Origin of the sequence: Lentzea sp. HUAS12 (genome assembly GCF_024125735.1) — a bacterium.
Taxonomy (GTDB): Bacteria; Actinomycetota; Actinomycetes; order Mycobacteriales; family Pseudonocardiaceae; genus Lentzea; species Lentzea albida.
Genome location: NZ_CP099738.1, coordinates 4,393,816 through 4,414,529 on the forward strand (window position 1 = coordinate 4,393,816; position 20,714 = coordinate 4,414,529).

The 20,714-nt window shown below is 71.0% G+C and carries 17 protein-coding genes and 1 pseudogene; 8 read left to right on the forward strand and 10 right to left on the reverse strand.

Annotation, left to right across the window (positions count from 1 at the left end; translation table 11 throughout):
* Nucleotides 1-215: 215 nt before the first annotated feature.
* Nucleotides 216-1,010, forward strand: a complete 795-nt coding sequence (locus ND450_RS19405) for an alpha/beta fold hydrolase (RefSeq protein ID WP_253327474.1) — start codon at nucleotides 216-218, stop codon at nucleotides 1,008-1,010.
* A gap of 20 nt (nucleotides 1,011-1,030) precedes the next feature.
* Complete coding sequence (locus ND450_RS19410; protein WP_089919483.1) at nucleotides 1,031-1,804, forward strand: MBL fold metallo-hydrolase; 774 nt, start codon at nucleotides 1,031-1,033, stop codon at nucleotides 1,802-1,804.
* Nucleotides 1,805-1,986: 182 nt separating this feature from the next.
* Here ND450_RS19410 and ND450_RS19415 read toward each other — a convergent pair whose 3' ends face one another.
* From ND450_RS19415 to ND450_RS19450, 8 genes and pseudogenes are all read right to left on the reverse strand, one after another.
* Nucleotides 1,987-2,847 carry an ATP-binding cassette domain-containing protein gene (locus ND450_RS19415; protein ID WP_253327475.1) on the reverse strand — a complete coding sequence of 287 codons (861 nt, stop codon included), beginning with the start codon at nucleotides 2,845-2,847 and terminating at the stop codon, nucleotides 1,987-1,989.
* Nucleotides 2,844-3,242 (reverse strand): GntR family transcriptional regulator, encoded by a 399-nt coding sequence (locus tag ND450_RS19420; RefSeq protein WP_089919703.1) that lies wholly within the window; start codon nucleotides 3,240-3,242, stop codon nucleotides 2,844-2,846. Before ND450_RS19420 ends, ND450_RS19415 begins: the two co-directional genes overlap by 4 nt.
* A gap of 45 nt (nucleotides 3,243-3,287) precedes the next feature.
* Nucleotides 3,288-4,265 carry an ABC transporter permease subunit gene (locus tag ND450_RS19425; protein WP_253327476.1) on the reverse strand — a complete coding sequence of 326 codons (978 nt, stop codon included), beginning with the start codon at nucleotides 4,263-4,265 and terminating at the stop codon, nucleotides 3,288-3,290.
* A 227-nt stretch (nucleotides 4,266-4,492) separates the two neighbouring features.
* Nucleotides 4,493-5,017: pseudogene (locus tag ND450_RS19430) on the reverse strand (ATP-binding cassette domain-containing protein); the annotation flags it as partial.
* A gap of 117 nt (nucleotides 5,018-5,134) precedes the next feature.
* Entirely contained in the window at nucleotides 5,135-6,562 is a 1,428-nt protein-coding gene (locus ND450_RS19435; RefSeq protein ID WP_253327478.1) for an amidase, read from the reverse strand.
* 65 nt (nucleotides 6,563-6,627) lie between these two features.
* Complete coding sequence (locus tag ND450_RS19440) at nucleotides 6,628-7,260, reverse strand: SDR family NAD(P)-dependent oxidoreductase (protein WP_253327479.1); 633 nt, start codon at nucleotides 7,258-7,260, stop codon at nucleotides 6,628-6,630.
* The gene (locus tag ND450_RS19445; protein WP_253327480.1) at nucleotides 7,250-8,545 is read right to left on the reverse strand and encodes an MFS transporter; all 1,296 of its coding nucleotides are present in this window, start codon (nucleotides 8,543-8,545) and stop codon (nucleotides 7,250-7,252) included. The genes ND450_RS19440 and ND450_RS19445 overlap by 11 nt, the downstream gene beginning before the upstream one ends.
* 130 nt (nucleotides 8,546-8,675) lie before the next feature.
* Nucleotides 8,676-10,091, reverse strand: a complete 1,416-nt coding sequence (locus ND450_RS19450) for an amidase family protein (RefSeq protein ID WP_253327481.1) — start codon at nucleotides 10,089-10,091, stop codon at nucleotides 8,676-8,678.
* Nucleotides 10,092-10,251: 160 nt separating this feature from the next.
* Here ND450_RS19450 and ND450_RS19455 point away from each other — a divergent pair, with 160 nt between their 5' ends.
* A complete protein-coding gene (locus tag ND450_RS19455; protein ID WP_253327482.1) occupies nucleotides 10,252-12,033 on the forward strand; it encodes an N-acetylglutaminylglutamine amidotransferase in 1,782 nt (593 codons plus the stop codon).
* A gap of 115 nt (nucleotides 12,034-12,148) precedes the next feature.
* Complete coding sequence (locus tag ND450_RS19460) at nucleotides 12,149-12,985, forward strand: aminoglycoside phosphotransferase (RefSeq protein ID WP_253327483.1); 837 nt, start codon at nucleotides 12,149-12,151, stop codon at nucleotides 12,983-12,985.
* Nucleotides 12,986-13,016: 31 nt separating this feature from the next.
* On the opposite strand, the gene ND450_RS19465 is transcribed toward ND450_RS19460, so the two are convergent.
* Nucleotides 13,017-13,931, reverse strand: coding sequence for a LysR family transcriptional regulator (locus ND450_RS19465; protein ID WP_253327484.1), 915 nt, complete (start codon nucleotides 13,929-13,931; stop codon nucleotides 13,017-13,019).
* 641 nt (nucleotides 13,932-14,572) lie between these two features.
* On the opposite strand from ND450_RS19465, the gene asnB reads away from it, so the two are divergent.
* From asnB to ND450_RS19485, 4 genes are all read left to right on the forward strand, one after another.
* Nucleotides 14,573-16,750 (forward strand): asparagine synthase (glutamine-hydrolyzing), encoded by a 2,178-nt coding sequence (gene asnB, locus ND450_RS19470; protein WP_253327485.1) that lies wholly within the window; start codon nucleotides 14,573-14,575, stop codon nucleotides 16,748-16,750.
* A 3-nt stretch (nucleotides 16,751-16,753) separates the two neighbouring features.
* Nucleotides 16,754-17,782, forward strand: coding sequence for a diiron oxygenase (locus ND450_RS19475; RefSeq protein ID WP_253327486.1), 1,029 nt, complete (start codon nucleotides 16,754-16,756; stop codon nucleotides 17,780-17,782).
* 36 nt (nucleotides 17,783-17,818) lie between these two features.
* A complete protein-coding gene (locus ND450_RS19480; protein WP_253327487.1) occupies nucleotides 17,819-19,066 on the forward strand; it encodes an MFS transporter in 1,248 nt (415 codons plus the stop codon).
* 93 nt (nucleotides 19,067-19,159) lie between these two features.
* Nucleotides 19,160-20,176, forward strand: a complete 1,017-nt coding sequence (locus tag ND450_RS19485; protein WP_253327488.1) for a pyruvate kinase — start codon at nucleotides 19,160-19,162, stop codon at nucleotides 20,174-20,176.
* A 4-nt stretch (nucleotides 20,177-20,180) separates the two neighbouring features.
* On the opposite strand, the gene ND450_RS19490 is transcribed toward ND450_RS19485, so the two are convergent.
* Nucleotides 20,181-20,714, reverse strand: a complete 534-nt coding sequence (locus ND450_RS19490; protein ID WP_253327489.1) for a GNAT family N-acetyltransferase — start codon at nucleotides 20,712-20,714, stop codon at nucleotides 20,181-20,183.

Sequence of the window (20,714 nt, forward strand, 5' to 3'; positions counted from 1 at the left end):
CGGTCCTGCGCACGGCCGCGATCCCAGTGGCCACCGCGCGACTGACGCGCCCAGACCGCGCTTCGCGGCCGCGCGGAACGCACCGACACCTTCTCGCCACTCGCGCGACCAGCAAGAACAAACCCACCACTCCTCGGGGCACAGGCAGGCCTTGCGTAACTAAGGAACCTGATCTAAGGTTCCTTACATAAGCAACCTGAACACCTGGAGCGACGATGACCCCGACCCCCGAGGCAGGCAGCCTCAGGCCCACCCGCACCGAGACGCACGTGCTCGACACCGCCGCGGGCCCGGTCGAGCTGACCATGCAGGACCGCGACCGCACCCGCCCCTACCTGCTGCTGCACGGCGGCGGTGGCGTGGCGACGATGACCGGCTTCGCCGGCCTGCTCACCGAACGCACCCACGCCAGGGTGCTGCTGCCGACGCATCCCGGTTTCGCCGGCACCCCCAGGCCGGAAGCGCTCTCCAGCGTCGTCGACCTCGCGAAGACGTACGTCGCGCTGCTGGACCAGCTCGGCCTCAGCGACGTCACGGTGATCGGCAACTCGTTCGGCGGCTGGCTGGCCGCCGAGATCGCCCTGCTGGACAGCCCGCGCGTCAGTGGCGCCGTGATCGTCAACGGCATCGGGCTCGACGTCCCCGGACACCCCGTCACGGACGTGCGCGGCCTCTCCCCTGCCGAGCTCACCGCCCTCTCCTGGCACGACCCGGCCAAGGCCCCGCGTCCGACGGGCACCGGCCCGGGCCCGGACGTGCGCGCCCTCCTGAACCACACCGGACCCGCCATGTCCGACCCGACGCTCGCCGAGCGGCTCGGGCAGGTGCACGTCCCCTTCCACGTCCTGTGGGGCGAGAGCGACGGCATCGTCGACCTGGAGTACGGCAAGGCCTTCGCCGCCGCGGTCCCGATGTCGACGTTCACCCCGATCCCCCGCACCGGACACCTGCCCCAGCTCGAGTCGCCCGAGGAACTGCTCGGCGCGCTGCTCGACCTCGGCAACCTCTGAACCCCTCACAGGAGATCCACATGAACACCACCCTCGCCGTGACCCGCATCGGGCACGCCTGCCAGCTGATCGAGTTCGGCGACACCCGCGTGCTCACCGACCCGTGGTTCACCCAGAAGGCGACCTACTACCCCGGCGAACCCGTGGCCGCCACCGTCAGCGAACTGGGCCGCATCGACGCGCTCGTCATCAGCCACGAGCACTACGACCACTGCGACCTCGACGCGCTCGTCGCAGGCGGTTTCGACCTGGACACCCCGGTGATCGGGCCGGGAACCGTCGCGGAACTGGCCAGGCAAAGGGGTTTCCGGAACGTCCAGGCGATCGAGAGCTGGGAGTCCGCCACGACCGGCGACCTCACGGTGACCGCCACCCCGGGCAAGCACGGCGTCCACGAGGTCACCTTCGTGCTGCAGGCGGGCGGCCGCTCGGTCTTCTTCGGCGGCGACTCGCTGCGCGTCCCGGAGCTCGACGAGATCCCGGCCCGGTTCGGGCAGGTGGACCTCGCCCTCCTGCCGACGAACGGCCTGTGCCTGCGGCCGCTGAACATGAGGCAGGTCGTCATGAACGCCGAGGAGGCCGCGGCCCTCACCGCCGTGCTGAACCCGGTCATGGCCATCCCGCAGCACTACGCCTTCCACAGCGGGCAACTGGGCGACCGGATGATCACGCGCGGCAACCAGGACCCGCGCCACTACGCCGACGCGGTCGCCCGGCTCGCCCCCCAGGTCGCGGTCCGGCTGGTGCTGCCGGGAACGCGGGTCGAGGTCCCGCACGCCGCGCTCACCTCGTGAAGGGCCCGGTCAGCTCCTCCACCACCTCCCAGACCGGCAGGCTCCGCGCCGCCGTGGCCGCACCCGGCCGCCGCCACCCCCACCGCTACCGGCAGATGTCCGGTCCCCCGGCGGGCGAGGAGCCCGAACCGGTGATCAACGCCTCGGGCCCGGCAGTCGCGGACCGGACTGCGACACACGCGCTAGTCGCGCCGCGCCGACCGGTCGCGTGCGGCGCGCAGGTACCCCATGACCAGCGACTCGAGGTCGGGTTCGGTGCCCGTCCACCCGCGCGGGGTGGGCTGGGGGTCGCGGACGAGCATGGTGGTCTGGCGCGGGGTGCGGGTGGCGCTGACGAGCGCCCCCTGCACCGCGGTCTCGTCGGTGGCGGGGCCGATGAGGATCCGGTGGCGTCCGAGCACGTCGTCGATGTCGCCGTCGATCTGGACCTGGCCGTCGTCGATGAGCAGCATGTGGTCGCAGACCTCGCGCAGGTCGGCGAGCAGGTGCGAGGACATCACGACGGTGGTGCCGCGGTCGGCGACCTCGGCCATGATGATCCGCAACGTCTCGTCGCGGGCCAGCGGGTCGAGGTCGGACAGCGGTTCGTCGAGCAGCAGCAGTCGCGGCAGGCGTCCCAGCGCGAGGGCGATGGCGACCTGGGTGCGGGTGCCGGCGGACAGGGTGCGGATGGTGGCATCGCGGTCGACACCGGCCTGCAGGGCGAGCATCTCCTCGACGCGGTCGGTGGACCAGCGGTCGTTGAGCGCCGCGACCAGGCGGATCATCTCCCGCACGGTCAGGTGCCCGTGCAGGGGCCGGTCCTGCGCCAGGAACGACACGTCGGGGTGGATGCGGCCGCGCACCGGGGTGTCGAAGGCGCGGAGTTCGCCGGTGGTGGGCCGGACCAGGCCGGCGGCCATGCGCAGCAGGGTGCTCTTGCCGGCGCCGTTCGGGCCGACCAGGGCCACGACCTTGCCCTCCGGCAGGCTGAAGGAGCAGTCGCGGACCGCCCAGCGGCGGCCGTAGCGCTTGCCCACGGCGGTCGCGGTCAACGGCGTCATGATCGTTCCTCGGCGGGGTAGTGCTCGTCGCGGACCGCGGAGTAGAGGGCGTCGACGTCCTCGACGACCAGGCCGCCCTCGCGGGCGTGGCCCATCCAGCGGCCCAGTTCCTTGCGCAACGGCGCGTCGTCCCCGGCCGTCGCCTCCGACGCCAGGGACTTGGTGATGAAGGTGCCCAGGCCGCGGCGGCCCTGCGCCAGCCCCTCGCGCTCGAGTTCGCGGTAGGCCTTGAGCACGGTGTTGGGGTTGACCGCGGTCGCGTCCACCACCTCCCGCGCTGAGGGCAGCCGGTCCCCCGGCGCCAGCAGCCCCAGCCGCATGGCCTGCTTCACCTGCTGCACGATCTGCACGTAGGTGGAGACCCCGGAGTGCCGGTCGATCCGGAACTCGATCACGCCCGTCAGCATAGGTGCTCCCCCTGCCCGAGGCCTCCACCACACTCAGCTCTGTCGCCGCAGCGCCCAGGCGGTGCCCGCCAGCAGCACCACGGCGAGCCCTCCGAACACCGCGAAGTCGTACACGTGCGCGAGCCACGCGCTGCTCTCGGGAATCGTGATCACGTACCGCCCGGCGACGCCGGACTGCTGCAGGCAGGCCGTGTACGCCTCCTGCGTCTCGGTTCCCGGCTTGCAGGCCTTGATCAGCGCGGCTGCCCTGTCGGGCGACACCTGCTGTCCCGCCGTGTCGAGCCAGCCCGAGCCGACCCACAGACCGTCCTGGCCGAGGTCCCCGCCGGAACCGACCGGAGCGTCCCGGCGCTCCCGCGGCACCCAGCGGTTCGCCAGCCCGAACAGGGCGAACCGCGCGGCGACGAACACCCCGAGCCCCGCGGTCATCGCCACCAGGGTGCGGCGGGACACCGCCCCGGCGAAGGTGCCGAGCGCGAACGCGAACAGCGCGTACCCGACCGGTGAGACGTGCTCGACGCCGAAGTTGAGGACGTGGAACGAACCGTTCGCGTGCGGCCCCAGCACACCGGCGGCGTCCAGCCACCACCAGACCAGGTACTGCAGCACCACCAGCACGACCAGCGCCGGCACGAGCGCGACCACGAGCTTGCTCAGCATCCACCGCGTGCGGCTCACCGACTGCGTGAACGCGAGCACGTGGGTGCCCTGCTCCAGTTCCTGCGCGAACAGCGGAGCCCCGATGAACACGCCGATCAGGACCGGCAGGAGGACGATCACGACGCGCCCGACCAGGAAGAGGTCACCCCAGTTCGCCGCGAACGCCTCCAGGTCCTCCGGAGAGGCCGGGCACGGGCCGGCGTTCGGCGCCAGGCACTCGATGATCCGCGTCGAGGTGAAGAAGTCGATCATGTTGGACCGCAGCAGCACCACGGTGACCGAGCCGGCCACGAGCAGTCCGAGGAGGGTGAGCAGTTGCAGGCGCTGCAACCGGAACGCCGCCCAGATCATGCCGCCACCTCCTGTGCCGCCGCCGCACGCATGTGCCGCAGCACCAACTCGCCCAGCGGCGTCCCGTCCCCGCTCAGCCGGTTCACGTCCCCGGCCAGCAGCACGCGTCCTCTGTGGAGCAGCACGAGGTGGTCACACACCCCTTCCAGCTCCGCCAGCACGTGCGAGGACAACACCACCGTGATCCCCTGCATCCTCGCCTCGGACATCAACACGCGCAGCACCGCCTCACGCGCCAACGGGTCCAGATCGGCCAGCGGCTCGTCCAGCAACAACAGCCTCGGCCGCTTCCCCAGCGCCAGCGCCAGAGCGACACGCGTGCGCTGCCCACCCGACAGCGTGCCCACCTTCGCGTTCATCGGCACGCCGGCCTGCTCGACCAGGTGCGAGGCGTACCCCTGGTCCCAGGTCGGGTTCGTCCGCGCCCCGAACGTCAGCGTCTCGGCGACCGTGAGCTGCCGGTACAACGGCTTCTGCTGCGCCAGGTAGGACACCGCCGGGTGCAGCCCCTTGCCGCTCGGCTCGTCACCGAACACCGCGATCGACCCGGCCGACGGGCGCAGCAAGCCCGTGACCAGCCCCATCAACGTGCTCTTCCCGGCACCGTTCGGACCGACCAGGGCCACCACCCGGTTCTCCGGGATCACCAAGGAGGTCTCCTCCAGCGCCCACCCCCTGCGGTACCTCTTGCCCACCCCCTCGGCAAGGACCGGAAGCGCCCGGTCAGGGTGCCTTCGCGTGGTCACGGCCACCTCCTCTCGTCATCGGACAACGGCAAGGTAGCAGCTTTCACTAGTCAAATAGTGAACTGGGTGAGGTTCGACTCGCGGGGGCAACGCGGCGACGACCGCGACGTCCGCGCACCCGGCTCACCTCGGTGCCTCGAAGCCGCCGATCTCCCGTTCGAGCAGTTCGGCCAGCCGCAACGGCGTGCGGTCCTCGAACGCCGGGCCGATGAGCTGCACGCCCACCGGAAGCCCCTCGGGAGAGCGACCGGCGGGGATGGCGGTCGCGGGCAGTCCGGGTGTGGTGGCGAGCCCGGCCCAGACGAGCTGGTCGAAGTACGGGTGCTCGGCGCCGTCGACGTCGATCAGCCGCCGCATCGGATCGGGGCTGTGGTCGTGCGGGAACGCGGGCGTCGGCGTGACCGGGCAGACCACGGCGTCGAACTCCGCGAACAGCCGCCGCCAGCCGTGCCGGTGAGCCTCGCGGCGGGCGTTGGCCTCGAGCCATTCGCGGTGGCTGAACTCCATGGCGCGCAGTCGCACGGCGTGCAGACTCCGGTCGTCCACAGTGGACTCCTGTGGTCCGACGGGAAAGCGTGCCACGGAACCGGAGACCAGCAGTTGCATGTAGACGGTCGCGGCCTCGGCCAGGTCGGGCAGCAGCGCGCTGTGCCGTCGCACGCGGGCACCAGCGCCGGCGAGCGCGGCGGCCACCCACTCGACCCCCGCGCGCACGGCGGCACCGGTCGGGAGCAGCGGGTGCTCGTCGAGGACCAGCACCCTGAAGTCGCGGAGCCGGTCGTGCCGGGCGGGCGGCAACGACAGGCGGTACGCCACGCCGGACGTCAGCGGATCCGGTCCGGCCATCACGTCCAGCACCAGCGCGAGATCGCGGGCCGTGCGCGCCATCGGACCGACGACGGCGAGGTCGAGGTCGATCGGCAACGCCGGTTCGGAAGGCGCGACCATGCCGCGGCTCGCCGCCAGCCCCAGTGTCGGTTTGTGCGCGTACACACCGCAGAAGTGCGCGGGCGTGCGCAGCGAGCCGCCGATGTCCGAGCCGATGGACACCGCGCCGAAGCCGGCCGCCAGCGCCGCCGCCGACCCGCCGGACGACCCGCCCGCCGTGCGACCGGGGTCCCACGGGTTCGTGGTCGTGCCGTAGATGTCGTTGAAGCTCTGGACGTCCTGCAACCCCAGCGGCACGTTCGTCTTGCCGAGTACCACCGCGCCCGCGTCCTTGAGCCGCGACACCTGCACCGCGTCCTCGGCCGGCACGTGGTCCCGGTGCGGTGGCATGCCCCACGTCGTGGGCAGCCCGGCGATGTCGTAGGACTCCTTGACCGTCACCGGGACACCGAGCAACGGCCGGTCCTCACCGCGCGCCCGTGCCTCGTCGGCGGCGCGCGCGGCGGCACGGGCGCGGTCGAAGTCCGGCACGCAGATCGCGTTGACCACCACGTCGTCGCGCTCGACGCGGGCGATGGCCTCGTCGGTCAGCTCCCGCGACGTCACCGCGCCGGCCCGCATCGCGGCGACGAGTTCTTCGGCCGAGTGAAAGCTCCATCCCATGCGATCGACGCTATAGAGGTGCCGGTGAGGACACGAAATCTCTTTTCACGCCAGTGGAAACACCGTCAGACCGGCAGATCCGGACGCCGTGGCGTCCCCACCGAACTGATGTCGAAAACGGCACCGGTGACCGTCCTCGACTCACCGCGGGCTGCGAGCAGCACGTAGGAGTCCACGTAGTCCTCGGCCCGCGGGCTGAAGTCGAGCGCCGAGTACCTGCCCAGCGAGTCCGCGTCCGGCAGCACGTCCGTGATGGCGGTGCCGTCCAGAGCCATCGACCCCGGTCCGCGCAGGTCGGTCGCCATCCCTCCCGGTGCGACGCCGTTGACCCGGACGTGGGGCGCCAGCTCGTACGCCAGCTGGGAGATCAGCCCGGCCGCCGCGTGCTTCGACGCCGTGTACAGCACTCCCCCGCCACGCGGGTGGAACGCCGCGTTGGACAGCGTGAAGATCATCGAACCGCGGCGTTCGGCGACGGCGTCCGCGGCCGCGCGGGCGCCGAGCACGTACCCCTTGACGTTCACGCCGAACAGCTCGTCGAAGCCGCGTTCGAGCTCCTGCGGGCTCATGGCCCGCAGCTCGCGCCCGAAGTCCCAGAGCCCGGCGTTGCCCACGAAGGTGTCGAGGCCGCCGAACGCCGACACGGCCGTGCTGACCGCCTCGGCGTTGTCGGCGGCGGACGTGACATCACCCCGCACACCGCGGACGCGGTCGCGCCCCGGAGATCGTGACGATGATCCCGACCATGCTCGTCCCCATGCCCGTGAGGTTCTGCGGAACGCAGCTCTGCATCGACGCGAACAGGCCGACGCCGACCATGCCGCTGCCCACGCCGTAGACGCACGCCGCCACGAGGAACGACGTCGCCGAGGCGCCGGGCATGCTCGTGATCAGCACCAGCGCCGCGACCGCGTGGCACACCGCGCCGATCCCGGCGACCACGAGCGGCCGCGTGCGTGCCGCGATCACGCCGCCCGCGATACCCGCCACGGCACCCACCACCGAGTACGGCAGCAGGATCAGGCCGGTGCTCAGCGCGTCGTAGCCGAAGCCGTACCCGACGGCGTTCGGCGTCTGCACGTAGAACGGGATGAGGAAGGTGACCGACTGGATGGCCATGCCGATCGTGAGACCCGCCAGCATGGTCCTCGCCACGGTGCCCGACCGGATGAGGGCGAGGTCGAACACCGGTGCCTGGGAACGCTTCTCCAGCAAGGCCCAGACGACCGCGCCGGCGAGGCCCGCGACGGCGAACCCGATGGCCTTGGGCGAGGTGACGCCCTCCGAGCCGGCCGTGTTGATGCCGTAGAGCAGCAGCACCAGCCACGCCACCAGCCCCACGACGTTGCCGAGCCCGAAGACCACCGTGCGATCGCGCGGACTGGACGGGATGACCAGCCACGCCAGCACGGCCACGACGAGGTAGACACCCGTGGCGGACAGGAAGAACTGCTGCATGGAGATGTGGCTCAGGGCGATGCCGCCGGCGACGAGACCGACGCCCGAGCCGCTCGCCTGGGCGAACTGCGTGACGACGACGGCCGTCCGCACCGACTCGCCGGGGAGGTGCCGGCGCAGCACCCCGACGCCGAGCTGACCGGTCGCCGCCCCGACCCCCATCACCGACGCGCCGGCCAGCAGCGCCGGATACGTGTGCACGGCACCGGGGATCGCGGCCCCGATCGCGAGGAACACCAGACCGAGCGCCGTCGCCGTGCGGTCGCCCAGCACGTCCGCCAGGCGCGGCAACAGGATCGTGCTGACCCCGCTGCCGATCAGCAGCGCCGTGAAGACCCACGCCACGTCACCGACGGTGAGCTGGAAGTCGCGCAGCAGAACGGGGAGGAGGGGCGAGAGCATGAACGTGACCGCGGCGGCGGTGAAGCCGATCACGACGGTCACCGCGATGAGAGGGACGCGCCCTCGTGACGAGACGAACTGCTCGGTGGGTGGTCTGTCCACCTGCTCGGCGCTGAGTTCCATTGTCGACCCTCGTCCTCTGTAGACCGCCTCCGCGGTTCCCGGTGGTGAGCGGTGCGCTCCGCCGGGCCGGAGTATGTGATTCAGCGCACGCGTGGACGAAGCACCGCGTTCTGCCACGCGGAACGGTGCGTCAGACGGAAGGCAGGAAGGCGGGCGTCCGCCGCACGCGTGACGCCTCTTCGAAGGCGGCGGCGAAACGCAGCACCTCGTCGTCGGCTCCGTGGCCGCCGATGAAGGACACGCCGAGCGGCAACGGCCCGGCGAACCCTGCCGGAACGCTGACGTTCGGGTAGCCCGCGACCGCCGCGGGCAGCGCGGTGCGGGGACCGGCCGGGTCGGCACCGCGGGCGGGCCACGCGGGTCCGTTGGTGGGCGCCACGACCACGTCCAGGCCGTGGGCGGCGAGCACCTCGTCGATCGAGCGGCGCGCCAGGTCGGTCGCGGTGCGCCGCTGGTGGCGGTAGACCGGATCGGTGAGCGGCCGGGCGTTCCCGGTGTCGTGGAACAACTCCTGACCGAACCGGCTCAGCTCGACCGGGTCGTCCTCGTTGAACTCGATCAGCTCGCGCATCGTGCCCGGTGCTCCCGGCCTCGTGCGCAGGTACTGCTCCAGGTCGTGCCGGAACTCGGCCGCCATGGCCGCCCGGTCGGCCGCGTGGATCACGTCCTGGTGCCGCAGTTCGACGTCCACGGCGGTGACCCCGTTCTCCCGCAACAGGTCCACAGTGGACTGCATCATGCGGTCGACCTCCGCGTCGAACCCGGCCCTGCGCCACACGCCGACCCTGGTCCCCCGCAACGTGCCTGGGGTGAGCGAGAAGTCCGCGCCCTCCATCGCCGCCTGGAGGATCGCCGCGTCCACGACGTGCCGCGCCAGCGGGCCGGCCGTGTCCCGCAGCGAGGTGATCGGCACGATGCCCGAGTTGCCGACCCTGCCGGGCGTCGGTTTGAACCCCACGACACCGGAATGCCCCGCCGGGGACACGATCGACCCGTTGGTCTCGGTGCCGACCGCCACCTGCGCCAGCGACGCCGCGACCGCGACGGCCGAGCCCGACGACGACCCGCACGGCGTGCGGTCCAGCACGTGCGGGTTGACCGTCTGCCCGCCCACCGCCGACCAGCCCGAAGTCGCCTGCGGGGAGCGGAAGTTGCCCCATTCCGTCATGTTCGTCTTGCCCAGCACCACGGCGCCGGCCGCCCGCAGGCGCGTCACCACCTCGGCGTCGGCGCGAGGCGGCACGCGCAGCGCCCGCGACCCGGCGGTGGTCGCGAGTCCCTCGGTGTCGATGTTGTCCTTCAACAGCACCGGAATGCCGTCCATCGGCCCGCGTGACGCACCGCGTGCCCGCCTGCGGTCGCTCTCCTCGGCCTGGCACAACGCGGTCGGGTCGACCGCGAGGACGGCCCGCAGCACCCGGTCCACCTCGGCGATGCGGTACAGGTAGGCACGGGTCAGGCCGGACGAGGTGAGCTCGCCGTCCGCCATCCGGCGCGCGAGCAGCGGGATGGTCGCCCGGTCGAGATCGGCGGCCGACAGTTGCATGCGTCCATTGCCCGTCCGCCGGTCCGCGCGCGCAACCGGCAGGCGGGCGAAGCGGCCGTGGTCTTGCTCACACGCGAGCAAGACCACAGGTGGAACATGGTCATCGACGTTCCGGGGTACCCGGATGACCACTGTCAGCCGAACATCCCGAGGAGACGCCATGTGCGGAATCGCCGGTGAGATCGTCACCGACCAGGCGGGCCGGCCGGATCTCAGCGCGGTGGAGCGCATGACGCGCACCATGTGGTCGCGCGGTCCGGACGGCGCCGGCCACTGGTCGGAAGGACACGTGGCGCTCGGGCACCGGCGGCTGTCGATCATCGACCTGTCCGACGCCGGCGCGCAGCCCATGGTCGACGACGAACTCGGGCTCGCCGTGGCGTTCAACGGGTGCATCTACAACTACGAGCAGCTGCGCGAAGAACTGTCGGGCCGCTACCGGTTCCGGTCCACGAGCGACACCGAGGTGATCCTCAAGGCCTACGACCACTGGGGCGACCGGTTCGTCGACCACCTCGTCGGCATGTTCGCGATCGCCCTGGTGGACCGCCGGCGCGACCGCGTGCTCCTCGTCCGTGACCGCCTAGGCATCAAACCGCTCTACGTGGCCGAGATGAGCGGGCGGACGCGGTTCGCCTCGAGCCTGCCCGCACTGCTGGCGGGCGGCGGCGTCGACACCGAACTCGACCCGGTCGGCCTGCACCACTACCTGACCTGGCACTCGATCGTCCCCGCCCCGCGCACCGTCCTGCGTGGAGTGCGCAAACTCCCGCCCGCCACCATCCGCGTGTTCGAACGCGGCCAGGCACCCCGCGACCACGTCTACTGGCAGCCGTCGTACACACGCCGCCCCGAGCACGCGGACTGGACGGCGCAGGACTGGCGACAGGCCGTCCGCGAAGCACTCCAGGTCGCCGTACGGCGCCGCACGGTGTCCGATGTGGACGTAGGCGTGCTGCTCTCCGGCGGCCTCGACTCTAGCCTCCTGGTAGCGCTCCTCGCGGCGGAAGGCCAGAAGCCGAGCACGTTCAGCATCGGCTTCACGAGCCGCGACGACGTCGAAGGCGACGAGTTCGTCTACTCGGACGCGATCGCGCAGAAGTTCGGCACCGACCACCACCAGATCCGCATCGGCGACGAGGAGATCGCCAAGGCGGTCGAGGACACCGTGGGCTCGATGAGCGAGCCGATGGGCAGCCACGACGTCACCGCGTTCCACCTCGTGTGCCGCGAGGTCTCGAAACACGTCAAGGTCGTCCAGTGCGGCCAAGGGGCCGACGAGGTGTTCGCCGGCTACCGCTACCACCAGCCCGCCGCGAACGCGCCAAGGCGCGAAGCAGCCGACGTCCTGCGCGACGCGTTCCACGACCTGGAACACCACGAACTCGCAGAAGTCCTGGAACCGCACTGGCTCCCCCGCCACGACGTGAGCGGCGACCTGGCCGCGACCCACCTGGCCGACCCCGGCGCGGACACGGCACTGGACGCAGTCCTGCGCACCGACACCCACCTCCTGATGCCCGACGACCCGGTCAAGCGGGTCGACAACATGGCGATGGCGTGGGGCGTCGAGGCACGCGTCCCGTTCCTCGACCAGGACCTGGTCGACCTCGTCGCCGCCTGCCCGCCGAACCTCAAGTCGGACCAGAACGGCAAGGGCCTGCTCAAGGACATCGGCCGCGACCTGCTGCCGCTCGAGGTCGTGGACCGCAAGAAGGGCTACTTCCCCGTACCGGCCCTCACCAGGCTCGACGGTGAGGTCCTCGACCTGCTGCGGACGACGATGACCTCACCGGAGGCACGCCGCCGCGGTGTCCTCCGCCGCGACTACGTCGACGACCTGCTGGCCGACCCGAACGGCCACGCCACCAAGGCGGGCGGTAACGAACTGTGGCACCTCGGCGTGCTGGAACTGTGGTTGCAGCAGCACGACATCACCTGACCCCGACGACCTCGTTGCTGTACCCGAAAGACGTAAGCACCTTGCGGCATCTCGCTTTGGAGGAATTCCAACCAGTAGAACAAGCGGCGGGGGATGCTCCACGTGAAGGGATCCCGTGCCAGAACAACCCGACCACTCACGCCTCAGCACGGCCGACGCGCACTTCCGGAGGTGGATGCACGACAACCTCGCCCACGCGGCCGAACACTTCGGGCTCACCGTCCTCGGCGAACCCGGCCTCGGCCGGCAGGACAGGTCGATCAGCGCACCGGTACAAGGCCGCGGCGACCAGTTGTGGCTACGAGTGGTGTCCGAGGACAGGCAGTGGATCGAAGGCGAGTCATGGACCGGCAACCTCGAAGCGAACGCCTTCGCAAACCTGCCCAAACCCAGAGTAGTCGCCATCTTCGAGTGGGAGGACGAGCGGCACCAGCGAGCGGAGTTGATGACAGCACTGCCAGGCTCGCCTTGCTCACACAGCACAGTCCTGCGCCACCCGATCGACCTCCCAGACGAGTGGTGGGCAGAACTGCGCCGAACGACCACGTCGACAGCCGCGATGCCAACACACCGCGTCCACGCGGACCAGGCCTTGGTCACCGGCCGCATCCAGCAGCAGTTCGGCAACTCGGTGAACCCCGTCGTGCGTGCATGGGAGACGGTGCACGGCGACCTGCACTGGGCGAACCTGATGGCCCCGGCGTTCGGCCTGCTGGACTGGGAGTCGTGGGGCCGCGGTCCGGCAGGAACGGACGCCGCCACCCTGCTCGGCCACAGCCTCCTCGAACCGCACACGGCCGAGCGGGTGCGAAGCGTGTTCGCCGACGTGCTGACCACCGACGCAGGCCTGCTGGCCCAGTTCTACGTGGCTGCTCAGCTGCTCCACCGCATCGACAGAGGACACCACCCTGACCTCGCCGCACCACTCAGAAGGCACATCGACAGCCTGTGAGGCCAGAAGCGAACGATCAAAGGGCCGAATCCTACGACGCGAGGCCGATCAACGGTTCCTTTTCCTGACCCATGGTCTGGGCGACCAGGTCGATGAAGATCTGCGCTTCCCTCGTGAGCTGCCTGCCCTGCCGCCACACGATCTGGACGTACACCTCGAAAGAGGGCTGCCAGTCGAGAACGTTCAGCCGTCCGGATTCGACGGCGCCCGCCACGGTGACCTCGGGCAGCACGCTGACGCCGATCCCCGCCTCGACCCCCTGCTTCACCGACTCGATGTTGCCGAACTCGAGCAGCGAGATCGGGCCCTCGGCGCCCTCGTGGAACTCCGCCTCCAGCAGTGAGCGGTAGGAACATTCCGGGCCCGGCGCCAGCACGGGGAACATGCGCAGATGAGAGGTCGACACCTGGGAGGCCCGGTTGAGCGGATGGCCGGGTGCGACCACGGCCACCAGTCGCTCGGTCCCGAGGACCTTGGTCTCCAGTCCCTCGTGCCGGGTCTCGGCCTCGACCAGGAAGCCCAGGTCCCGCACGCCGCGGCGGACGGACTCGTGCGCCTCCGCGCAGGTGATCGACTGCAGGGCCAGTTGCAGGCGGGGGTAGCGGTGGTGGAAGAACTCGAGCAGGACGGGCATGCGGTAGGAGATCAGGCTCTCGACCGCCCCGACCGTCAGCGTTCCCGACGGTTCGGCCTCGTCGCCCAAGCTGTGCCGCGCCTCGTCGACGAGCGCGAGGATGCGTTCGGCGTAGGGCACGAGCCGCTCGCCGACCGGGGTGAGCCGGATCTTCCCGCCGAGCCGCTCGAAGAGCTCCTTGCCCAGGGTGGCCTCGAGCCCCTTGATCTGTGCGGTGACGCTGGACTGCGCGTACCGCAACTCGGTCGCGGCCTTGGTGAAACTCATGTGGGTCGTGACCCGGTGGAACGTGCTCAGTTGCTTCAAATCCATGTGACATGCCCCCCATGCACGAATACCGCGGCCGCCCCGAGGATCACCCCGAAAATCATTGAATGGCGTGACCAGCGTCGGCCCAACACCGATGGCGGCGCGGTTGAATCCAACTTCCTCGTGATCTCTTGACCCTGTTCTCTTTACCTCGTCATCGTCAATCTTTACTTTTTCTTTGTCATCGGCGACTTCGGTCGTTCACCGCCGCCGTGCCCGCGTCCAGTAAATAACACGACCGGTTATTCCGCGGTAAATCCAGGAAGTTCGCCGGTCACAGCCGGTGCGCGAGGGCCACGGCGCTGTCCGGGCGGAAGAACGGCCGTGTTCGGTGAGGACCGAATCCCTGGACCGTCCACCTCCGACGGTGGTCTTGTCGTGATCACCAGACAGGAGCAGGGCGGACGAACCTCCCGGCTCCCGGATGGAGAACACGTAGCAGCGGAGGTGAACACACATGAAGAAGTACGCCAAGCCGGCTGTCAGCAAGGTCTCGCAGGAGACGGTGCTGAAGGTCAACACCTGAGCCTGACACGGACAGCCGCCCTCGCGAGCGAGAGACGGTTCCGTAGGCACCCGTAGGTGCGCGCCCTCGTTCGCAGGGCGCGCACCTACGCCTGAACCACCTGTCAAAAGGAACAGCCATGTGCGGAATCGCGGGAACCGCCCGCATCGACGGACAGGACCTCGGTCCTGAGGCCGACGCCCTGCTCGAACTGCTGGCTGACACGCTGCACCACCGCGGGCCGGACGACCGGGAGTGTCTGCGCACCGGCCCTGTCGGCCTCGCGTTCACCCGGCTGTCCCTGGTCGACCCCGAGGACGGGAGCCAGCCGCTGGTCAGCGACGACGGCAACCTCGTCCTGATCGCGAACGGTGAGGTCTACAACCACCGCGAGCTCGTGGCCGGGCTGCCCGCCGGGACGCGCATGAAGACCGGCTCCGACTGCGAGGTGCTGCTGTACCTGTACCGGGAGCACGGTCTCGAGTTCCTGAACGACGTCCGCGGCATGTTCGGTCTCATCCTGTTCGACCGCGCGCGCAACCAGCTGGTGCTCGCGCGCGACCGGTTCGGCATCAAGCCGCTCTACTACCACCGCGACGACCGGCGCATCACGCTGTCCTCCGAGATCAAGGGCCTGTTCGCCGACCCGGCGACCCCGCGCGCCTTCGACTGGGAGAGCTCCCTCGAGATCCCCTACCTGGCCGCGTCCGCCCGCTTCGGCGGCCCCGGAACGGGTACCTGGTTCTCCGGTGTCGAGAGCGTTCCCGCCGCCACGATCCTGCGCATCGACCTGCGCGACGGCCGCACCGACAGCCACCGCTACTGGGAGATGCCCACCGACGCCGAGGAGGGCGTCAGCGCGGAGCAGTTCGTCGAGCGCTACCGCGCGCTCCTCGAGCAGTCCGTCCAGGAGTGCGCGACCGCGGACACCGAACTCGGCCTGTTCCTGTCCGGCGGCATCGACTCCGCGGCCGTGCTCGCCCTGGCGGCTCCCCAGCTGCCGGGCCTGCACACCTTCACGGCGCTGTCCGGCGGCACCCAGGTCAACGGCGACGCGGAGCACGCGAACTGGCTGGCGACCAGCCTCGGGGTCGAGAACCACCAGGTGGTCTTCGACCGGGACCACGTGCCGACGCCCGAGGAATGGGCGCGCCTCGTGTGGCTGGCGGAGACGCCGATGACCGGCCCCGAGGTCTACTACAAGCACGAACTGCACCGGTTCGCCCGCGCCGAACGCCCGGAGTTGCGCGGCATGCTGCTCGGCGCCGCGAGCGACGAGTTCAACGGCGGCTACTCCGACGAGCTGAGCGGCGGCGCCGGCTGGGAGTCCTTCGTCGAGAGCCTGCGCTACCTCGACCGCGCCACCCGCCTCGACCGGCATCCCGGCCTGCGCCGCTGGTGGGCCGAGGGCCACGACTTCTTCTCCGACGCCGCACTCGCCCAGTCGCTCGGTGACGCCACCACAGACGTCTACCAGGCCTATGTGGCTTCCGAGTACGCGAAGGTGCAGCAGTACAACGTCTGGCACGAGGACCGCACGGCCGCGGGCAGCGGCACGGAGGCCAGGGTGCCGTTCCTCGACCACCGGCTCGTCGAGCTGACGGCGGTCATCCCCGGGCACCTGCGTCCACGGCTGCTGTGGAACAAGCAGATCCTGCGTGAAGCGGTGCGCGACCTGCTGCCCGCCAGGATCGCGGAACGTCCCAAGGGCCCGTTCTTCTACGGCTCGGGCACGTGGCACGCGTACCGGATGCTGATCCGCCTGCTGCGCCGCGACGACGGAGAGCTCGTCGAGCGCGCCCTGGCCGCTCCCGGCGCCGACCAGTACCTCGACGGCGCCGCGATCCGGCGTCGCCTCACCGAGTTCGGCGACGGCGAGACGAACGCGCCTGCCGCGGAGATGCTCATGCGGGTTGTCAACATGGGTCTGCTGGCGGAGATGGCGGCCGCCCCGCCGCGCCTGTCGGACCTGTCCGCCGGGCCCGTCCGGGTCAGCCTCGCGACCGCGACCGCGACCGGCTCCGGCGCGGACGCCACGCCGTTCGGCGCCGAGCACGACCACCCGGCGGAGGGCGTGCTGGCGTTCACCGCGGACGTCCAGCTCCTCACCGACACCCAGGAGTCGTGGTTCCTGCTCAACGCGGGTCAGATCGAGTACGTCCTGGAGCAGGACAGTCCCGTCCTGAGGGTGCTGAGCCTGCTCGACGGCACCACGACCTTCGGCGACGTGCTCGACAAGGCGGGCGTGCACGCCGACGAGGTCCGGTCCGACCTCGAAGCCCTGCTCGGCGAACGACTTCTGACGTTCAGCGGGTGAGACGTGTACGAGTCGATGGCTCAGGAGCAGTTGCTGCGGGGTGACGCCTCGGCGCGCCCCCCGGTGACCGTGTACGCCAGCCGGTACGAGCGCTGGGAGGACCTGGCGAGCGTGCGGCGCAAGCCTCGGCGGGACTACGTGCCGGGCGAGGAGACGTCAGACCTCTTCTTCCCCCCGGAGCTCTACCCGGTCGTCCTGCACCCGCTGGTCGCCGCGAAGGGCGAGGTGGTCGTCAAGGCGCTGCTGCTGTGCCGCCTGTACGACTACCTCGACTTCACCACCGAGTTGGAGAACCTCGCGGTCATCCCGGTGGCCACGAAGATCAGCCGCGGCCGGTCCGGCCTGGTCCTGCCGCCGCAGATGAAGGCCGACGCGTTCAAGATCGTGACGGACGAGGCGTGGCACGCCCAGTTCTCGCACGACTTCGCCCGGCAGATCGAGGCCGGCACCACCATCCCGTACCAGGTTCCCGAGCACGCCGCCGCGCCGTCGTTCCTGCGCAGGCTCGACGAGGTGCGCGAAGAACTGCCGCACGACATCCGCGGCGTCGAGTCGCTGCTGTTCGCCATCGTCAGCGAGACGCTGATCTCCGGAATCCTGTCGGACATCCCGCGCGACGAGCGGCTGCCCGGCAGCGTGCGCGAACTGGTCCGCGACCACGCCGCCGACGAGGGCCGGCACCACCAGTACTTCCGGACGTTGCTCAAGCACCTCTGGCCCGCGCTCACCCCGCGCGAGCAGCAGGCCATCGGGCCGCACGTGCCGGCCGTGGTCGACGCGTTCCTCGAACCGGACTACGAGCAGTCCTTCCGGCACCTGCTCGGCATCGGTCTGACCGGCGACGAGGCCGCCCAGGTCATCGCCGAGTCGTGGCCGCCGCGCACGGTGCGCCGGACCATCGCCGAGGCGGCCCGTCCCGTCGTCCGCTACTTCGCGGAGGCCGGCGCGCTCGACGACGCCCGGACCCGGGACGCCTTCGAACGGGCGGACCTGTGGGGCGTGCACGCCACCGGTGACCTGGCCGCCAGCTGACGCGCCACTGACGAGAACCGAAGGGAAGGCGCTGCGGTGAGCGGCAACGACAAGGCCGGTGCCACGCTCGCACCGGCGATGAGCCCGGCAGCGGTGTTCCGCCGGTTCTGGATCGCGACCACGATCAGCGGTGCCGGGTCCGCGATCACGATGGTCGCGCTGCCCCTGGTCGCGCTGACCGTCCTCGACGCGTCGGTCTTCGAGGTCACGCTGCTCAACGCGGCGGGCCAGGCGGGCTGGCTGGTGCTCGGCCTGCCCGCCGGGGTGATCGTGCAGCGGTTCCCGTTGCGCGGCCTGCAGGTCGCCATGGACCTCGTCCGGCTGGCGGCGATCGGCTCGATCCCGCTGGCCTGGTTGCTCGGCGGGCTGACCTACGCGCACCTGCTGCTGGCGGCGCTGGTGATGGGCTTCGCGAACGTCCTGTTCGACATCGGCAACTCGACGTTCCTGCCGGCGATCGTGGACCGCAAGGAGCTCAACGCCCGCAACAGCCTCATGTCCGGGACGCACGCCGTGACCCAGACCGGCGGCCCGTCGGCGGGCGCGGTGCTGGTCCAGGTGATGGGCCCGGTGCTCGCGTTGCTGCTCGACGCCGTCAGCTACCTGGTGTCGGCGCTGACCCTGCGCACCCTCCCGGAGCACCGGAGCACCGGCGGCGGCACCCGGCCGAAACCGGGCCTGCTGATCAAGCAGGGCTGGACGTTCGTGGTCCGGCACGCGGTCATGGGGCCCTGCCTGTGGTGGGCGACGGCGACGAACTTCTTCGGCACCGCGCTGCTCGCGCTCACACCGGTCTACCTGGTGCGGGCCGCGAACGTGCCGACGGCGGCCGTCGGTGTCGTGCTGGCCATGGACGGGCTCGGCGCGGTCCTCGGTTCGGCCGTCGCGACCCGGCTCGCCGCCTGGCTCGGCACCGCCCGCGCGCTGATCGCCACGAGCATCGCCGGCGGCCTGCTGGCCCTGGTCATCCCGTTCACCACGAGCCTCGGCACGCTGCACTACTTCATGATCGGCAACGTGGGCCTGTCGGCCGGTGTGGTGGTCGGCAGCATCCTGACCCGCACCTACCGGCAGACGGAGAGCCCTCCGGAGCTGCTGTCCCAGGTGATGGCGACCACGCGGTTCGTCTCGTGGGGCGCGATTCCGCTCGGGGCCGCGCTCAGCGGGCTGGTCGCGGACGCCGCCGGTCTGCGTCCCGCCCTGTGGCTGGTGTGCGCGGGAACCCTGCTCGCACCGCTCGTGCTGCTGCTCAGCCCGTTGCGCGGACGCCGCGACTTCGGCTGAACGACCGGCCATCGAACGCGGTGATGCGGGTGATCGAGGATGCTGCGCACGACCGCGTTGCCCCGCCGCTCCCCCGTCCAAGAGGATCGGCTGATGACGGCCATGCTCGCGACCATCGGTCCCGCGACCCGCGCGCCGGAGACGATGGCGGCGCTGATCCGCCTGGGTGTCGGCGGGTTCCGGTTCTCCGCGTCCAAGTTCGCCGCCGACGAGCTCGCGGCGCAGGCGGCGGACGTCCGTGCGGCGGGCCGCGCGGCGGGCCGGGACGTGGACCTGCTGCTGGACCTGCCCGGCGCGAAGATCCGGTTCACCAACACGGACGCGCTCGACCTCGGTGCCACACCGCGGTTCCGCGTCGCCTACGCCTCGCAGCCCACCCGCCACGACCAGGACCTGCCCGAGATCGGACTGTCCGATCCCGGGCTGGGCGCGGGCATCGCTCCCGGCGACGTCCTGCTCGTCGGTGACGGCGAGGTCGCGGCTCGCGTGGTGTCGGCGACGGCGACGCACTGCGTGGCCGAAGCGCTCGAAGGCGGCGTGCTCGGTCCGCGCAAGGGTGTCTGGGTGATGGGTGGGTCCCACCGGCCGCGGGCCGCGGACCCCGAGGCGGACCTCGCCCTGCTCGACCGGTTGAGCGACTCGGCGTTCACCGGTGCGATCGTCTCGTTCGCGGAGGACGCGGCCGTGCTGGAACCGGTCCGCGCGCGGTGGGGCGGGCGCAGTGGCAACGCCGTCGTGGCGAAGGTCGAGACCAGGGCCGGCGTGGCGAACGTCGCGGAGATCGCCCCCGCGGCGGACAGCGTGCTGGTCGGCCGCGGCGACCTGCTCATGGACAGCGGGGTGATCGACTTCCACGGGCTGTGCACGACCGCCGTGCGGGAATGCCGGCGGTTGTCCGTGCCGGTGGTGGTGGGCACGCAGCTGCTGTCCGGTCTGGAGCATTCGTGGCTGCCGCTGCGCTCCGAGCTCGCCTACGTGTGCGGCCTGCTGGAGTCCGGTGTGGACGGACTGCTGCTCACGACGGAGACCACCTTCGGCCGTGATCCGCTGGGGGCGGCGGGACTCCTGGCCGACCTGGTGCGCCGCTACGGTGTCCCGAGATCGGCCTGACGCGTCAGAGCGTGATCCAGTAACGCCGCTTCGGGCCGATCACGGTGTCGCGGACGTCCTCCAGCACACCGCCGGCCTTCTCGATCATGCGGCCGGACGCGTGGTTGTCCGGTGAACAGGTCAGCAGCACCCGGTCCATGCCCCGCGCCCGCGCCCGGTCCAGTGCGGTGCCGAGCGCCCAGGTCGCGAGGCCGCGCCGCCGGTAGCGGGGGCACACGCTGTAGCCGATGTGCCCGCCCGCCTCCAGCAGGAGGGGGGTCAGCTCGTGCCGCAGTTCGATCGCGCCGAGGCAGACGTCGTCGTGCGTGATCCACCAGTAGGTCGAGTGCGCCCGGCCGGGTGCCGGGACGACCTCGGGATCGGCGCTGCGCAACAGCTTGGCGACCCAGGCGGCGAAGCCTTCCTGGCTGGTCACGTCGTCCCCGGCGGCGAGCCCGGCCCCGTCCTGGTGCGACCCCGCCGGCCACTCGGCGTGGGAGGCGAGCCAGGACGCGTGCAGCCGGGTGTCCGGCCGGGTGAGTTCCGGACGCAGCTCCAC

Excerpts from the sequence above, each read along its gene's own strand:
- ND450_RS19405 (WP_253327474.1), top strand. The coding sequence starts at position 216 with ATGACCCCGACCCCCGAGGCAGGCAGCCTCAGGCCCACCCGCACCGAG.
- ND450_RS19410 (WP_089919483.1), top strand. The coding sequence starts at position 1,031 with ATGAACACCACCCTCGCCGTGACCCGCATCGGGCACGCCTGCCAGCTG.
- ND450_RS19415 (WP_253327475.1), bottom strand. The coding sequence starts at position 2,847 with ATGACGCCGTTGACCGCGACCGCCGTGGGCAAGCGCTACGGCCGCCGC.
- ND450_RS19425 (WP_253327476.1), bottom strand. The coding sequence starts at position 4,265 with ATGATCTGGGCGGCGTTCCGGTTGCAGCGCCTGCAACTGCTCACCCTC.
- ND450_RS19435 (WP_253327478.1), bottom strand. The coding sequence starts at position 6,562 with ATGGGATGGAGCTTTCACTCGGCCGAAGAACTCGTCGCCGCGATGCGG.
- ND450_RS19445 (WP_253327480.1), bottom strand. The coding sequence starts at position 8,545 with ATGGAACTCAGCGCCGAGCAGGTGGACAGACCACCCACCGAGCAGTTC.
- ND450_RS19450 (WP_253327481.1), bottom strand. The coding sequence starts at position 10,091 with ATGCAACTGTCGGCCGCCGATCTCGACCGGGCGACCATCCCGCTGCTC.
- ND450_RS19455 (WP_253327482.1), top strand. The coding sequence starts at position 10,252 with ATGTGCGGAATCGCCGGTGAGATCGTCACCGACCAGGCGGGCCGGCCG.
- ND450_RS19465 (WP_253327484.1), bottom strand. The coding sequence starts at position 13,931 with ATGGATTTGAAGCAACTGAGCACGTTCCACCGGGTCACGACCCACATG.
- asnB (WP_253327485.1), top strand. The coding sequence starts at position 14,573 with ATGTGCGGAATCGCGGGAACCGCCCGCATCGACGGACAGGACCTCGGT.
- ND450_RS19485 (WP_253327488.1), top strand. The coding sequence starts at position 19,160 with ATGACGGCCATGCTCGCGACCATCGGTCCCGCGACCCGCGCGCCGGAG.